At 63.5% G+C, this 15,077-nt stretch carries 13 protein-coding genes; 8 read left to right on the top strand and 5 right to left on the bottom strand.

What is annotated here, in order from left to right; translation table 11 throughout:
• Window positions 1–145 precede the first annotated feature (145 nt).
• Complete coding sequence (locus ACYUME_RS23485; protein WP_460417154.1) at window positions 146–2,443, top strand: YgiQ family radical SAM protein; 2,298 nt, start codon at window positions 146–148, stop codon at window positions 2,441–2,443.
• 115 nt (window positions 2,444–2,558) lie between these two features.
• Here ACYUME_RS23485 and ACYUME_RS23480 read toward each other — a convergent pair whose 3' ends face one another.
• Window positions 2,559–3,146 carry an LOG family protein gene (locus ACYUME_RS23480; RefSeq protein ID WP_460417152.1) on the bottom strand — a complete coding sequence of 196 codons (588 nt, stop codon included), beginning with the start codon at window positions 3,144–3,146 and terminating at the stop codon, window positions 2,559–2,561.
• A gap of 346 nt (window positions 3,147–3,492) precedes the next feature.
• Here ACYUME_RS23480 and azu point away from each other — a divergent pair, with 346 nt between their 5' ends.
• Complete coding sequence (azu, locus tag ACYUME_RS23475; RefSeq protein WP_460417150.1) at window positions 3,493–3,945, top strand: azurin; 453 nt, start codon at window positions 3,493–3,495, stop codon at window positions 3,943–3,945.
• A gap of 111 nt (window positions 3,946–4,056) precedes the next feature.
• On the opposite strand, the gene nadE is transcribed toward azu, so the two are convergent.
• Together nadE and pncB are read right to left on the bottom strand one after the other, a co-directional pair.
• The gene (gene nadE, locus ACYUME_RS23470) at window positions 4,057–4,884 is read right to left on the bottom strand and encodes an ammonia-dependent NAD(+) synthetase (protein ID WP_460417148.1); all 828 of its coding nucleotides are present in this window, start codon (window positions 4,882–4,884) and stop codon (window positions 4,057–4,059) included.
• A 3-nt stretch (window positions 4,885–4,887) separates the two neighbouring features.
• A complete protein-coding gene (pncB, locus tag ACYUME_RS23465; RefSeq protein WP_460417146.1) occupies window positions 4,888–6,093 on the bottom strand; it encodes a nicotinate phosphoribosyltransferase in 1,206 nt (401 codons plus the stop codon).
• 490 nt (window positions 6,094–6,583) lie between these two features.
• Between pncB and ACYUME_RS23460 the strand changes: the two genes are divergently transcribed.
• The 6 genes from ACYUME_RS23460 (at window position 6,584) to ACYUME_RS23435 (ending at window position 13,098) form a co-directional block, all read left to right on the top strand.
• On the top strand, window positions 6,584–7,720 hold the full coding sequence (locus ACYUME_RS23460) for a branched-chain amino acid ABC transporter substrate-binding protein (RefSeq protein ID WP_279888745.1): 1,137 nt from the start codon (window positions 6,584–6,586) through the stop codon (window positions 7,718–7,720).
• A 157-nt stretch (window positions 7,721–7,877) separates the two neighbouring features.
• Complete coding sequence (locus ACYUME_RS23455) at window positions 7,878–8,792, top strand: ABC transporter permease subunit (RefSeq protein ID WP_279888747.1); 915 nt, start codon at window positions 7,878–7,880, stop codon at window positions 8,790–8,792.
• A 2-nt stretch (window positions 8,793–8,794) separates the two neighbouring features.
• On the top strand, window positions 8,795–10,096 hold the full coding sequence (gene livM / locus ACYUME_RS23450) for a high-affinity branched-chain amino acid ABC transporter permease LivM (protein WP_279888748.1): 1,302 nt from the start codon (window positions 8,795–8,797) through the stop codon (window positions 10,094–10,096).
• Window positions 10,093–10,968 carry an ATP-binding cassette domain-containing protein gene (locus ACYUME_RS23445; protein ID WP_050707124.1) on the top strand — a complete coding sequence of 292 codons (876 nt, stop codon included), beginning with the start codon at window positions 10,093–10,095 and terminating at the stop codon, window positions 10,966–10,968. Before livM ends, ACYUME_RS23445 begins: the two co-directional genes overlap by 4 nt.
• Window positions 10,965–11,681 carry an ABC transporter ATP-binding protein gene (locus ACYUME_RS23440; RefSeq protein WP_279888751.1) on the top strand — a complete coding sequence of 239 codons (717 nt, stop codon included), beginning with the start codon at window positions 10,965–10,967 and terminating at the stop codon, window positions 11,679–11,681. The genes ACYUME_RS23445 and ACYUME_RS23440 overlap by 4 nt, the downstream gene beginning before the upstream one ends.
• A 649-nt stretch (window positions 11,682–12,330) precedes the next feature.
• Entirely contained in the window at window positions 12,331–13,098 is a 768-nt protein-coding gene (locus tag ACYUME_RS23435) for an SDR family oxidoreductase (RefSeq protein WP_023629361.1), read from the top strand.
• Between the two features lie 68 nt (window positions 13,099–13,166).
• Here ACYUME_RS23435 and ACYUME_RS23430 read toward each other — a convergent pair whose 3' ends face one another.
• Window positions 13,167–14,255, bottom strand: a complete 1,089-nt coding sequence (locus ACYUME_RS23430; RefSeq protein WP_460417143.1) for an AGE family epimerase/isomerase — start codon at window positions 14,253–14,255, stop codon at window positions 13,167–13,169.
• Between the two features lie 163 nt (window positions 14,256–14,418).
• A complete protein-coding gene (locus ACYUME_RS23425; protein WP_050707121.1) occupies window positions 14,419–15,051 on the bottom strand; it encodes a TetR family transcriptional regulator in 633 nt (210 codons plus the stop codon).
• Window positions 15,052–15,077 lie beyond the last annotated feature (26 nt).

Raw genomic sequence — 15,077 nt, 5'->3', positions numbered from 1 at the left:
TCACCGATGTCATCGCGAGGCAAGCTCGCTCCCACAGTGATATTTGTTCGCACGCTGGAATCCGACCACTACCGTCGGATTTGGTCAAAATTTGTGCTATATTCCGCGCCCGCGATTTTCCTGCACATTAGAACCGGTCACTGACATGCAAGCAGCCAAACCACTCTACGACTATCCCAAGTACTGGGCCGAATGCTTCGGGCCAGCGCCTTTCCTGCCGATGAGCAGGGAGGAGATGGATCAGCTCGGCTGGGACTCCTGCGACATCATCATCGTGACCGGTGACGCCTACGTCGACCATGCGTCGTTCGGCATGGCCATCATTGGCCGCCTGCTCGAGGCCCAGGGCTTCCGGGTGGGCATCATCGCCCAGCCGAATTGGCAGTCGAAGGACGACTTCATGAAGCTCGGCGAGCCGAACCTGTTCTTCGGCGTCGCGGCGGGCAACATGGACTCGATGATCAACCGCTACACCGCGGACAAGAAGATCCGTTCCGACGACGCCTATACCCCAGGCGGCCTGGCCGGCAAACGTCCGGACCGCGCCAGCCTGGTGTACAGCCAGCGCTGCAAGGAAGCCTACAAGCACGTGCCGATCGTGCTCGGCGGCATCGAGGCCTCGCTGCGCCGCATCGCCCACTACGACTACTGGCAGGACAAGGTCCGCCATTCGATCCTGGTCGATGCCAGCGCCGACATCCTGCTGTACGGCAACGCCGAGCGGGCGATCGTCGAGGTCGCCCAGCGCCTGTCCCAGGGTGAAAGCATCGAGCACATCACCGACGTGCGTGGCACCGCGTTCATTCGCCGCGACACCCCGCAGGGCTGGTTCGAGATCGACTCCACCCGCATCGACCGTCCGGGCCGGGTCGACAAGATCATCAACCCGTACGTCAATACCCAGGACACCCAGGCCTGCGCCATCGAGCAGGCCAAGGGCGAGCAGGAAGATCCGAACGAAGCCAAGGTGGTGCAGATCCTCGACAGTCCGAGCGTCACCCGCGAGAAGTCGGTGATCCGCCTGCCGTCGTTCGAAAAGGTGCGCAACGACCCGGTGCTCTATGCCCACGCCAACCGCGTGCTGCACCTGGAGACCAACCCGGGCAACGCCCGCGCCCTGGTGCAGAAGCATGGCGAGGTGGATGTGTGGTTCAACCCGCCACCCATCCCCATGACTACCGAGGAAATGGACTATGTGTTCGGCATGCCCTATGCGCGCATTCCGCACCCGGCCTATGGCAAGGAGCGCATCCCGGCCTACGAGATGATCCGTTTCTCGGTGAACATCATGCGTGGCTGCTTCGGCGGCTGTACCTTCTGCTCGATCACCGAGCACGAAGGCCGGATCATCCAGAACCGCTCCCACGAATCGATCCTGCACGAGATCGAGGAGATGCGTGACAAGGTGCCGGGCTTCACCGGCGTGGTCTCCGACCTCGGCGGCCCGACCGCCAACATGTACCGCATCGCTTGCAAGAGCCACGACATCGAGAAGCACTGCCGCAAGCCGTCGTGCGTGTTCCCGGGTATCTGCGAGAACCTCAACACCGACCACAGCTCGCTGATCGAGTTGTACCGCAAGGCTCGCGCCCTGCCGGGGGTGAAGAAGATCCTGATCGCCTCGGGCCTGCGCTACGACCTGGCGGTCGAGTCGCCGGAATACGTGCGCGAACTGGTGACCCACCACGTCGGCGGCTACCTGAAGATCGCGCCGGAGCATACCGAGCGTGGTCCGCTGGACAAGATGATGAAGCCGGGCATCGGCACCTACGACCGCTTCAAGCGCATGTTCGAGAAGTTCTCGAAGGAAGCGGGCAAGGAGCAGTACCTGATCCCGTACTTCATCGCCGCGCACCCGGGCACCACCGACGAAGACATGATGAACCTGGCCCTGTGGCTCAAAGGCAATGGCTTCCGCGCCGACCAGGTGCAGGCGTTCTACCCCTCGCCGATGGCCTCGGCCACCGCGATGTACCACTCGGGCAAGAACCCGCTGCGCAAGGTCACCTACAAGAGCGAAGGCGTGGAGATCGTCAAGAGCGAGGAGCAGCGCCGGTTGCACAAGGCGTTCCTGCGCTACCACGATCCGAAGGGCTGGCCGATGCTGCGTGAAGCGCTGCAGCGCATGGGCCGCGCCGACCTGATCGGGCCGGGCAAGCACCAGCTGATCCCGCTGCACCAGCCGCAGACCGACACCTACCAGAGCGCCCGGCGCAAGAACTCGACCCCGGCCGGCAGCCACAAGGTGGGCAAGGAGCAGAAGATCCTGACCCAGCACACCGGCCTGCCACCGCGCGCCAGCGACGGCAGCAAGCCGTGGGACAAGCGCGAGAAGGCCAAGGCCGAGGCATTCGCCCGCAACCAGCAAGCGGCCAAGGAGCGCAAGGAAGCGGCCAAGGGCGGCAAGGGCAAGAAGCCGCGCCAGCCGGTCATTCCGCGCTAACGCCAGTGGCAGGATAGTCCTTTGTGGGAGCGGGCTTGCCCCGCGATTGCAATGTTGGATTCACCATCGCAATCGCGGGGCAAGCCCGCTCCCACAAGGTCGATGATTGCCGGGGTCAATCCGGCTGCTTGTCGACCCACTTCGGCAACACCGGCGATTCGAACCGATCCATCCCGTCCAGCAGCTCATCCGGCTGCTGTCCAAGCAACAGCATCGCCCGGTGCTGCGGCCGTACGAAGCCCTCTTCGACGATATGGTCGAGGAACCCGCCCAGTTTTTCATAGAAGCCGTTCACATCCAGCAGCCCCAGCGGCTTGGCGTGATAGCCCAGTTGCCCCCAGGTCCACACCTCGAACAGCTCCTCCAGCGTGCCCAGCCCGCCCGGCAGGGCGATGAAGGCGTCGCTGAGCTCGGCCATGCGCGCCTTGCGGGCATGCATGCCGTCCACCACTTCCAGGCGGCTCAGGCCCTTGTGGCCGATTTCGGCGTTCATCAGGCTCTGGGGAATGATGCCGACCACTTCGCCACCGGCGGCCAGGGCGGCGTCGGCGACGGTGCCCATCAGGCCGACCGCACCGCCGCCGTAGACCAGGGTCAGGCCACGGCGGGCGATGGCCTGGCCGAGGGCCACGGCGGCTTCGCGATAGGCAGGGTTGGCGCCGATGCTGGCACCGCAGAAGACACAAACGGAACGTACAGGCATTGCTTATCTCCCTTTACATGCGCGCACAGGGTAAGGCGCATGCCTGTCGCTTCCAAGGGGATTCATTCCGGGCGGGAGAACTCGCGGACTGAACCGCTGGCGCCATGGGCGTAGGCGGCGAGCAGGCTGTTCATGAAACTGGACAGGGACATTTCATTCGACTCCTAAATGAGAGGTTGTCCCATCGTCTATCAAGAGGGCATGATGTGCACTTTGATTGGTTGTATACAATCCATTGAACAAATCTACTGGCTGGCCACTTGACACCCCTTGACCCACATCAGGTACGGGCGTCCTGTTTTCAGGCAGTCTCGCAATTGATAAAACCCTGCCAAGGAGATTCATGATGTTTGCGAAAGCTGTAGCGGTATCCCTGCTGACCCTCGCCAGCGCCTCTGTCTTCGCTGCCGACAAGTGCTCGGTGACTGTCGACTCGACCGACCAGATGTCCTTCAACACCAAGGAAATCACCGTCGACAAGAGCTGCAAGGAGTTCACCGTCAAACTGACCCACTCCGGCAGCCTGCCGAAGAACGTCATGGGCCACAACCTGGTGATCAGCAAGACCGCCGACATGCAGGGCATCGCCACCGAGGGCATGTCGCAAGGTCTGGAGAAGGACTACATCAAGGCTGACAACGCCGCGATCATCGCTCACACCAAGATGATCGGCGCGCCTGAGAAGGAAACCGAGGTCAAGTTCGATGCGACCAAGCTGGAAGCCGGCGGCGACTACAGCTTCTTCTGCACCTTCCCGGGCCACATCTCGATGATGAAGGGCAAGGTCATCGTCAAGTAATCAAAGCCTGACGCCGTACCCTGTGGGAGCGGGTTCACCCGCGAATGCAATGGTGAAGCCACCGCCGCATTCGCGGGTGAACCCGCTCCCACAGGTCCTTCTATGGCCTGCTCAAGGCGCGAACGGCAGCTCGCGCTTGTGCTGGGTCTTGCTGTAGGTGGCGACGATGATGTCGAACGCTGCCTGATCGACCGGTTGCCCGTGCAGGAACGCATCGATCTGCTGGTAGGTCACGCCATGTGATGCCTCGTCCGGCTTGCCCGGCTCAAGGTCCTCGAGGTCCGCGGTCGGCACCTTCTCCACCAGCGACTCTGGCGCGCCGAAGCTGCGCGCGATGGCCCGCACCTGGTTCTTCACCAGCCCGCTCAGCGGCGCCAGGTCGCACGCCCCGTCACCGAACTTGGTGAAGAAGCCCATCACCGCCTCGGCGGCGTGGTCGGTGCCGATCACCAGGCCCGCGCGGGCGCCGGCGATGGTGTACTGGGCAACCATGCGCATGCGCGCCTTGGTGTTGCCGACGACGAAGTCCACCAGGCTCGGCGAGCCACCTTCCAATGCTTTCACTTCAGTGGCTAGCGCGCGTACCGCCGGGGCGATGTCGACGGTATGCACCTCGTCGGCCTTGATCACGTCCAGGCAGGCCTGGGCGTCGTGCTCGTCGTGCTGCACCTGGTACGGCAGGCGCACGGCGATGAAGGTGTACGCCTTGTCGCCGGTCTCGGCGCGCAGCTCGTTGATGGCGCGTTGGGCGAGCAGGGCGGCGGTCAGCGAGTCGACACCGCCGCTGATGCCCAGCACCAGGGTCTTGAGCCGGGCATTGGCCAGACAGTCCTTGATGAAGGCCACGCGCCGGGCGACTTCCTGCTCGAGCGCGGCGGCGTCTGCGAACGGCGGCTGCACCTTGAGCGCCTGGGCAATCTCTTGCTGGACGGCTTGCATGGGTTACTCCTTGCTGGGGACTTTGAATACGTGACGCAGGTAGGCGACGAAGTTCGCGTCGCGGCATTGGGTCTTGGCGGCCTCGTCGGAGATTTTCGCCACCGGCGAGCCGTTGCAGTCGGTCATTTTAAGCACGATGTTCATCGGTGCCACGCCTGGGATATCGCAGGTCAGGTTGGTGCCGATGCCAAAGCTGACGTTGATGCGCCCGCGCAGCGCGCGGAAGATCTCCAGCGAACGGGTCAGGTTCAGGCCATCGGAGAACACCAGGGTCTTGGTCATCGGGTCGATTCCCAGCTTCTGATAGTGAGCGATGGCCTTTTCGGCCCATTGCACCGGGTCGCCCGAGTCGTGGCGCAGGCCATCGAACAGCTTGGCGAAATACAGATCGAAGTCGTTGAGGAAGGCATCCATGGTGATGCAGTCCGTCAGGGCGATGCCCAGCAGGCCACGGTACTCACGGACCCAGCAATCCAGCGCGGCGATCTGGCTGTCGATCAGCCGTGGGCCTAGCTGCTGGTGGGCCATGATCCACTCGTGGGCCATGGTGCCCAAGGGCTTGATATCCAGTTTCCATGCCAGGTCGACGTTGCTGGTGCCGACGAAGCGGGCCGGGAAGTCATCGCGCAGCACCCGCACCACTTCCTCCTGCACGCGACCGGAGAAGCGCCGCCGGGTGCCGAAATCGGCGACCTGCAAGTGGGCCAGCTCGTCGTCGCTGGCATGGGCGCGCAGCCAGTCGAACTTGCGGTACAGCTGGTCGCGGGCCTCGGCCAGGCGCATGCGGGGGTGCAGGTGGCGATTGCGCACCTCGCTGATGATGGCCAGCACTGGCACCTCGAAGAGAATCACGTGCAGCCAGGGGCCGCGCAGGCGCAGGCACAGCTGGTCGTGCTCGATGCCCAGATGCACGTAGCGCAGGTTGAAGCGGAACAGGCGCAGGAAGCGCAGGAAGTCCGGCTTGAGGAAGCTGATGCGCTCGAGGAACGCCAGCTGCCCGTCGTCCAGGGTGAGCTCGCTGAGCAGTTCGAGCTGACGGCGAATCTCGCCCAGGTAAGGGCGCAGGTCCTCGCCGTTGCGACAGCGGAATTCCCATTCGACGTCGGCGTCCGGGTAGTTGTGCAGTACCGCCTGCATCATCGTCAGCTTGTAGAAGTCGGTGTCGAGCAGGTTATGCACGATGCGCTCGGCGAATGCGCTTTCGCTCATCAGGGAAGGCTCCAGGGCGGGCAATGACGGCTATTGTGCCAGTCTTTACGCTGTTGTTGCGCCTGTGCTGGCCGCTTCGCGGGCAAGCCCGCTCCCACAGGGACCGCGGCGCGCCCGCGAAGAGGTCGTTCCAGACAAAACAGGTGTTTTTTCGCACACCGGCTAGCCTTCAGACAGTGCCGCCTGTAGCAGTCACGCACCAGCGGTGTGCAGTTCGGTGACGTCGGCTGTTACAGGGTGGTTGCACGTAAACACTTGCAAGGGTTGCAATGATGGCGCTCGATGGTTGCTCCTTGTCTAGGCGTGTCGGTGGCGCTTGCCTTATGGCAGACGGTTGCACGCTCAATAAAGAAAAGGCCGTCGGTCGCCTCGTCACAACCTCCACAGTGTGTTTTCCCGGAAGACAAAACCAATGGCACGGCCCTTGCTCGGAGCACAGGGCTGAGAAGTTGTAGTGCCAACCAAAAAAATACTCTAGGAGCACCACCTCATGTCGCAGACGTTTTACAAGAAAGGTTTCCTGGCACTGGCCGTAGCCACGGCACTGGGTGTTTCTTCGTATGTTCAGGCCGACATCAAGATCGGCGTCGCGGGCCCGATGACCGGGGCCAACGCAGCGTTTGGCGAGCAGTACATGAAAGGTGCCCAGGCGGCGGCCGACAAGATCAACGCCGCCGGTGGGGTGAACGGCGAGAAGATCGTCCTGGTAAAGGGTGACGATGCCTGCGAACCCAAGCAGGCCGTGGCCGTGGCCAACCGCCTGGTCGACCAGGACAAGGTCATTGGCGTGGTCGGCCACTTCTGCTCCTCCAACACCATTCCGGCCTCCGAGGTCTACGACGAGGCCGGGGTGATCGCCATCACCCCGGGCTCGACCAACCCGCAGGTCACCGAGCGCGGCCTGGGCGCGATGTTCCGCATGTGCGGCCGTGACGACCAGCAGGGCATCGTCGCCGGCAATTACATCGTCGATGTGCTCAAGGGCAAGAAGGTGGTCGTGCTGCACGACAAGGACACCTACGGCCAGGGCCTGGCCGACGCGACCAAGGCGCAGCTGATCAAGCGTGGCGTCACCCCGGTGCTGTACGAGGGGCTGACCCGTGGCGAGAAGGACTTCAGCGCCGTGGTCACCAAGATCCGCGCCGCTGGCGCCGATGTCGTCTACTTCGGCGGCCTGCATCCGGAGGCCGGCCCGCTGGTACGCCAGTTGCGCGAGCAGGGTCTGAAGGACGTGGCGTTCATGTCCGATGACGGCATCGTCACCGACGAGCTGGTGGCCACCGCGGGCGGTGCGCAATACACCAATGGCGTGTACATGACCTTCGGCGCCGACCCGCGCCTGCTGCCCGACAGCAAGGTCGTGGTCGAGGAGTTCCGCAAGGCTGGCACCGAGCCTGAAGGCTACACCCTGTACGCCTACGCTTCGGTCCAGGCACTGGCAGCCGCCTTCAACGGCGCCAAGTCCAACAAGGGCGAAGACGCCGCCAAATGGCTCAAGGCCAACCCGGTGCAGACCGTCATGGGCGAGAAGAAGTGGGACAGCAAGGGTGACCTGACCGTCTCCGACTATGTGGTCTACCAGTGGGATGCCAACGGCAAGTACCACCAGCTGGAAAAACAAAAATAACAACGGCCAACGGCCCGGGTGCGTTTCGCACCGGGCCGTAGCCCCGCTGTACCTGTCCTTGTCCGTAGATATGCACAGTTCTGCGCTGCGAAGGCCGCTTCATCCGTGGCCCTGCGTGGTCGGCGCTCGTGCAATCTCAATCAGGTGAGATTGCGTTATGGATGGTATTTTCCTGCAGCAACTGGTCAACGGCCTGACCCTAGGGTCGGTCTATGGCCTGATCGCCATCGGCTACACAATGGTCTATGGCATTATCGGCATGATCAACTTCGCGCACGGCGAGGTGTACATGATCTCCGCGTACCTCGCGGCGATCAGCCTGGCATTGCTGGCCTACTTCGGTATCGAATCCTTCCCGCTGCTGATGCTGGGCACGTTGTTGTTCACCATCGTCGTCACCGGCGTCTATGGCTTCACCATCGAACGCATCGCCTACAAACCCCTGCGCAACTCCACCCGCCTGGCCCCGCTGATCAGCGCCATCGGCATCTCGCTGATCCTGCAGAACTACGCGCAGATCAGCCAGGGCGCCCGCCAGCAAGGCGTGCCGACCCTGCTCGAAGGCGCCGTGCGTGTCGAAGTAGGCACGGGCTTCGTGCAGCTGACCTACACCAAGATCTTCATCCTGGTGGCCGCCTTCCTCGGCATGGCGCTGCTCACCTACGTCATCAAGTACACCAAGCTCGGCCGCATGTGCCGCGCCACCCAGCAAGACCGCAAGATGGCTTCGATCCTGGGCATCAACACCGACCGGGTGATCTCCTACGTGTTCGTCATCGGTGCGGTGATGGCCGCGCTGGCCGGCGTGCTGATCACCATGAACTACGGCACCTTCGACTTCTACGCCGGCTTCATCATCGGCATCAAGGCGTTCACCGCCGCGGTGCTCGGCGGCATCGGCTCGCTGCCGGGGGCCATGCTCGGCGGGATCATCCTGGGGATTTCCGAGTCGTTGTTCTCCGGCCTGATCAACTCCGACTACAAGGACGTGTTCAGCTTCTCGCTGCTGGTGATGATCCTCATCTTCCGTCCCCAGGGCCTGCTGGGCCGCCCGCTCGTGGCTAAGGTGTGAACATGTCCGCTGCCAATACTGCCTCAGTTGTTCAGTCCAAAGGTTTCGATTTCAAACGCAGCTTGCTGGAGACGATCGTCGCCGGGCTGCTGGCCCTTATCGTCTTCGGTCCGGTCGTCGGCGTGGTGCTCGACGGCTACAGTTTCAACGCCGAGCCCAAACGCGTCGCCTGGCTGGTCGGCGGGGTGATGGTCGGGCGCTTCATCCTCAGCCTGTTCCTGCAGACGGCCACCGGCCAGCGCATGCTCCAGGGCTTCGACAGCGGTGGCTCGGGCGTGCATGTGCTGGCGCCGGACTACAAGTCGCGACTGCGCTACATCATCCCGGCGCTGATCGTCATCGCCATCGTGTTTCCGATCTTCGCCAACAAGTACCTGCTGACCGTGGTCATTCTCGGCCTGATCTACGTGCTGCTGGGGTTGGGCCTGAACATCGTGGTCGGCCTGGCCGGCCTGCTCGACCTGGGCTACGTGGCGTTCTACGCCATTGGCGCCTACGGCCTGGCGCTGGGCTACCAGTACCTGGGCCTGGGCTTCTGGAGCGTGCTGCCGCTGGCGGCGATCGCTGCCGCGCTGGCCGGGTGCATCCTCGGCTTCCCGGTGTTGCGAATGCACGGTGACTACCTGGCCATCGTCACCCTGGGCTTCGGCGAGATCATTCGCCTGGTGCTGAACAACTGGCTGTCGTTCACCGGCGGCCCGAACGGCATGCCGGCGCCGTCGCCGACCTTCCTGGGGCTGGAGTTCGGCCGTCGGGCGAAGGACGGCGGAGTGCCGATCCATGAGTTCTTCGGCTTCGATTACAACCCCAACCTGAAGTTCGTGTTCATCTACGCCGTGCTGTTCCTGGTGGTGCTGGCGGTGCTGTACATCAAGCACCGGCTGACCCGCATGCCGGTCGGGCGCGCCTGGGAGGCCCTGCGCGAGGACGAGATCGCCTGCCGCTCCATGGGCCTGAACCATGTGCTGGTCAAGCTCTCGGCGTTCACCCTGGGCGCTTCCACCGCCGGCTTGGCCGGGGTGTTCTTCGCCACCTACCAGGGCTTCGTCAACCCGTCGTCGTTCACCTTCTTCGAGTCGGCGCTGATCCTGGCCATCGTCGTGCTGGGTGGCATGGGCTCGACCGTGGGCGTGGTGATCGCCGCCTTCGTGCTGACCGTGGCACCGGAGCTGCTGCGCAGCTTCTCCGAGTATCGGGTACTGCTGTTCGGTGTGCTGATGGTGCTGATGATGATCTGGCGACCGCGAGGACTGATCCGCATCAGCCGAACCGGTGTGGTCCCGCGTAAAGGAGTGGCGCCATGAGCGACGAAATCATTCTGTCGGTCGACAACCTGATGATGCAGTTCGGCGGCATCAAGGCGCTCAGCGATGTCAGCCTGAAGGTCAAGCGCAACCAGATCTTCGCCCTGATCGGCCCCAACGGCGCCGGCAAGACCACCGTGTTCAACTGCCTCACCGGCTTCTACAAGGCCAGCGGCGGACGTATCGAGCTGAACGTGCGCGGCAGCCACACCAACGTCATCCAGCTGCTCGGCGAGCGCTTCCAGGCGGCGGACTTCGTCTCGCCGGCGCGCTTCGCCAACCGCCTGTACTACAAGATGTTCGGCGGTACCCACCTGGTCAACCGCGCCGGGCTGGCGCGCACCTTCCAGAACATTCGCCTGTTCAAGGAAATGTCGGTGGTGGAAAACCTGCTGGTGGCCCAGCACATGTGGGTCAACCGCAATCTGCTGGCCGGCGTGCTCAATACCCCGGGCTACCGCAAGGCCGAGAGCGACGCGCTGGACCATGCGTTCTACTGGCTGGAGGTGGTCGACCTGGTCGATTGCGCCAACCGCCTGGCTGGCGAACTGTCGTACGGGCAGCAGCGGCGCCTGGAAATCGCCCGGGCCATGTGCACGCGGCCGAAGATCATCTGCCTGGACGAGCCGGCCGCCGGTCTCAACCCCCAGGAGACCGAGGCCCTGAGCCGCATGATCCGCGTGCTGCGCGACGAGCACGACATCACCGTGGTGCTGATCGAGCACGACATGGGCATGGTGATGAGCATCTCCGACCATATCGTCGTGCTCGACCATGGCAACGTGATCGCCGAGGGCACCCCGCAGGACATCCGCCACAACCCGACGGTGATCGCCGCCTACCTGGGTGCAGACGAAGAGGAGCTGATATGAGTGCGCCCATTCTCGAGTTGAAGGACCTGGATGTGTTCTACGGGCCGATCCAGGCCCTGAAGAAAGTCTCGATGCACATCAACGAAGGCGAGACGGTGAGCCTGATCGGCGCCAACGGCGCGGGCAAGTCGACGTTGCTGATGTCGATCTTCGGCCAGCCGCGGGCGGCCTCGGGGCAGATCGTCTATCGCGGCACCGACATCACCCGCAAGTCGTCTCACTTCATCGCCTCCAACGGCATCGCCCAGTCCCCGGAAGGGCGCCGGGTGTTCCCCGACATGACCGTCGAGGAGAACCTGATGATGGGCACCATCCCGATTGGCGACAAGCATGCCAACGAGGATATGCAGCGCATGTACGAGCTGTTTCCACGGCTCAAGGAGCGGCGCAACCAGCGGGCGATGACCATGTCCGGCGGCGAACAGCAGATGCTGGCGATTGCCCGGGCGCTGATGAGCCGGCCCAAGCTGCTGCTGCTCGACGAGCCATCGCTGGGGCTGGCGCCGATCGTGGTCAAGCAGATCTTCGCGACCTTGCGCGAGCTGGCGCAGACCGGCATGACCATCTTCCTCGTCGAGCAGAATGCCAACCATGCGCTGAAGCTGTCGGACCGGGCCTATGTAATGGTCAACGGGCAGATCCGCATGAGCGGGACGGGGCAGGAGTTGCTGGTCAACGAGGAGGTGCGCAACGCCTATCTGGGCGGGCACTGATTTACGTTCCACAGATCGCGGGGCAAGCCCGCTCCCACAAATGCCATTTAGGTCTGTGGGAGCGGGCTTGCCCCGCGATGCGTTTTATGCCAGACAGCAGATGTGGACAACTTGTCGCATATCTTTCTTGAAACACTCCACAACCCCACTGCAAACCCTTGTTTCCACAAGTGGAAAACTTTCCACGGATTATGTGGAACCGCCTGTGGAAAACATGGTGGCACCTCGCTCCAGCCCAGATAAATCAGTACGTGCAAGTATTTGGTCGTTTTTTGATCAAGTGCTGCTTGTGCATGATTTTGCGTGGGTTTTACCCAGCCAATGGATCCGCCTACAGCGTGGGATTTTCTGTGGATAACTCTGTGGGAAAACCTTGGACAGACCGCCGCAGGCGGCATGGTTGAAAGCGTTGCGCCATCATGCGCGAATGTCCACAGCCGCAATGGGTTGCTCCGACCCGACGAGTTGCCCCCAATCCGTGGGGAAAGCCTTGTGGATAAGGTGCGCATAGCCTTGCCAAACCCACCTATCACAGGGGTTTGACGCTGTTGTTCGTTTTTTGAACAGTCGTTGAAACAGTTGTCGGCGAGCCGTGTGCCGGGCATGCTGCTAAGCCTGCAAACGGCAATCCACTGCTAAGGAGAAGAGCATGACGTCCACCGTATTCATCACTGGCGCGACTTCCGGTTTCGGTGAGGCTACCGCCCGCCGTTTCGCCGATGCGGGTTGGAAGCTGGTGCTCACCGGTCGGCGCAAGGAGCGCCTGGACGCGCTGTGCCAGGAACTGTCGGCCAAGACCGAAGTGCACGGTCTGGTGGTCGATGTGCGTGACCGCCAGGCGATGGAAGCTGCCATTGCCAGCTTGCCGCCGAGCTTCGACAAGCTTCAGGGCCTGGTCAACAACGCTGGGTTGGCGCTGGGTGTGGACGCCGCGCAGAACTGCAGCCTGGACGACTGGGAAACCATGGTCGACACCAACATCAAGGGGCTGATGTACACCACCCGCCTGTTGTTGCCTCGCCTGATTGCCCATGGCCGCGGGGCGTCGATCCTCAACGTCGGTTCGGTGGCGGGCAACTACCCGTACCCAGGCGCCAACGTGTATGGCGGTACCAAGGCGTTCGTCGGTCAGTTCTCGCTGAGCTTGCGTTGCGACCTGCGAGGCACCGGCGTGCGGGTGAGCAATATCGAACCGGGGCTATGCGAAAGCGAGTTCTCGCTGGTGCGCTTCGGCGGTGACCAGGCCAAGTATGACGCCACCTATGCCGGCGCCGAGCCAATCCAGCCGCAGGACATCGCCGAGACTATCTTCTGGATTCTGAACCAGCCGGCGCATATCAACATCAACAGCCTTGAGCTGATGCCAGTGAGCCAGGACTGGGCAGGGTTCTCGATCGATCGGTCGGCCAAGGGCTGATACGCCAATGATCGCGGGGCAAGCCCGCTCCCACGATGGCGTGGGAGCGGGCTTGCCCCGCGATTGCGTCAGATCAGGCGCTGCAAGCCTTCCAGGCAGGTTGCCAGGTGATACGGCGTAGTCGATGGCATGTCGTGGCGGCTGACCGCGCCATTACCATCACGGCACTCATGCCAGCCACCGTCATGCAGGAATCGCGACTCCAGCGCCTGTAGCTGCGCCAGCAACCTCGCCTCGCTTCCTGGCCGCAAGGCCAGCGCCCGCAGGTACTCGGCCTGGGCCCAGATCCGTTGGGTCGCATCGATGACCTTGCCGTCCACATCGAGCATCGCCAGCACCGCCGTATCTTTCACACCGCACTGCTCGGCGTAGTCGAAGGCGCGGGTGATGGAGGCGTGCAGCGCTGTCCCGCGCAGCAGCGGCGAGGTATCCAGCAGATAGAACCATTCGAACTGATGGCCTGGCTCGAACCAGTTATCCACAGCCCCGCGCGGCTTCTCCAGCATCAGGCCATGGCTCGGTTCGATGAACTGCGCCTGCAGCGCTTCGCACAGCTGCAGCAGCGAATGACGTACCTCGTCGTCCTCGCGCACGGCCAGCACCTGGAGGAAGGCCTCGGCCAGGTGCATCTGCGGGTTCTGCAGCGGGCCGCTGCCCAGGTCCGACCAGTCCTCGCCGAGGCTGGCCTCGTACAGGCCATCGTCGCGGGCGAACTGCTCGGCAACGACTTCGAGGGCGCCGTTGAGCGTGGCCTCGACCAGGCCTTCGCCGACCTTGCCCCAGTAATGGGCGCAGGCGAACACGATGAAGGCGTGGGTGTAGAGGTCCTTGCGCCGGTCCAGCGGCTTGCCCTGGGCGTCGATGCTGTAGAACCAGCCGCCGTGTTCGGCGTCGTGGAAGTGCTTCTGCAACGAGCGGAACAGCGCGGCGGCGCGCTCGGCGGCGCCTGGCTGGTCGATGCGGCTGCTGAACAGGTACAACTGGCGGGCGCAGGCCATGGCCCGGTAGCGCTGCACCGGCAGTGGATGGTGCTGGGCGTCGAGGGCTTCGTACGGCAGGGCCATGTCGGCGTTCCAGCCCGGGCCTTGCCACAGCGGCACGATGCGTTCGGCGAAGTGCTGTTGGAAACGGGTCAATGCAGGACGGGGGTCGGACATGGTGGCGCTCGTGGACGGTCGGGCAGGGCGCCATGGTAGCAGAAGTGGCAAGTGCTTCGTGCGCGCGGGCAGCGTGGGAGCGGGCTTGCCCCGCGATAGCGCCATCGCGGGGCAAGCCCGCTCCCACGCTGCCCGCGCACACGATCCGATCTGGGCGAAAGCGTCAGCCTGGATTGCCCAACCCTTGCCAGTGCCGCGCGCCGACGAAGATGAAGCGCAGTTGCTGGGTGATCTTTTCCTGTGGCGTCAGCGCCTGTGGATGACCGGGCTCGGGGCTGTCGATAAGCTCGGGCAGGGTGGCGAACACGGTCTTGACCACCAGGTCGGCCATCACCGCCAGGGCGGCGCCGTCCAGATGCTGCCAGCGCGGCATGCGCGCAAGATCAGTGGCCAGGTCGCTGCTGATGTCCTGGCGCAGCCTGGCAATGGCCTGACGCACCGGCTGCGAGCCGCCGTATTGTTCGCGAGCAAGGAACAGGAACTGTGCCCGGTGGGCGATGACCACGTCGAGGAAGATGCGTACCGAGGCGTCGGTGATACCGCCCAGCTCGAATTCGTTGTGGCGCACCAGGCGGATGGTCTGGCGGAAGGTGGTATCGACCTCGGCGACCAAGGCCAGGCCCAGGGCGTCCATGTCGGGGAAATGGCGATAGAAGCCGGTGGGCACGATGCCCGCGGCCTTGGCTACCTCGCGCAGGCTGATGCTGCCGAAGCCACGGCCGCTCTCCATGAGCAGGCAGGCGGCATCCAGCAGGGCCTGGCGGGTCTGTAGCTTCTGTTCGGCGCGCGGCAGCATGGGGCAGGATTCTGTGACTGGACGGC

Source organism: Pseudomonas sp. microsymbiont 2, from assembly GCF_054788395.1.
This window is presented reverse-complemented; position numbering and strand designations above follow the sequence as displayed.

Excerpts from the sequence above, each read along its gene's own strand:
- ACYUME_RS23485 (WP_460417154.1), top strand. The coding sequence starts at position 146 with ATGCAAGCAGCCAAACCACTCTACGACTATCCCAAGTACTGGGCCGAA.
- ACYUME_RS23480 (WP_460417152.1), bottom strand. The coding sequence starts at position 3,146 with ATGCCTGTACGTTCCGTTTGTGTCTTCTGCGGTGCCAGCATCGGCGCC.
- azu (WP_460417150.1), top strand. The coding sequence starts at position 3,493 with ATGTTTGCGAAAGCTGTAGCGGTATCCCTGCTGACCCTCGCCAGCGCC.
- nadE (WP_460417148.1), bottom strand. The coding sequence starts at position 4,884 with ATGCAAGCCGTCCAGCAAGAGATTGCCCAGGCGCTCAAGGTGCAGCCG.
- pncB (WP_460417146.1), bottom strand. The coding sequence starts at position 6,093 with ATGAGCGAAAGCGCATTCGCCGAGCGCATCGTGCATAACCTGCTCGAC.
- ACYUME_RS23460 (WP_279888745.1), top strand. The coding sequence starts at position 6,584 with ATGTCGCAGACGTTTTACAAGAAAGGTTTCCTGGCACTGGCCGTAGCC.
- ACYUME_RS23455 (WP_279888747.1), top strand. The coding sequence starts at position 7,878 with ATGGATGGTATTTTCCTGCAGCAACTGGTCAACGGCCTGACCCTAGGG.
- livM (WP_279888748.1), top strand. The coding sequence starts at position 8,795 with ATGTCCGCTGCCAATACTGCCTCAGTTGTTCAGTCCAAAGGTTTCGAT.
- ACYUME_RS23445 (WP_050707124.1), top strand. The coding sequence starts at position 10,093 with ATGAGCGACGAAATCATTCTGTCGGTCGACAACCTGATGATGCAGTTC.
- ACYUME_RS23440 (WP_279888751.1), top strand. The coding sequence starts at position 10,965 with ATGAGTGCGCCCATTCTCGAGTTGAAGGACCTGGATGTGTTCTACGGG.
- ACYUME_RS23435 (WP_023629361.1), top strand. The coding sequence starts at position 12,331 with ATGACGTCCACCGTATTCATCACTGGCGCGACTTCCGGTTTCGGTGAG.
- ACYUME_RS23430 (WP_460417143.1), bottom strand. The coding sequence starts at position 14,255 with ATGTCCGACCCCCGTCCTGCATTGACCCGTTTCCAACAGCACTTCGCC.
- ACYUME_RS23425 (WP_050707121.1), bottom strand. The coding sequence starts at position 15,051 with ATGCTGCCGCGCGCCGAACAGAAGCTACAGACCCGCCAGGCCCTGCTG.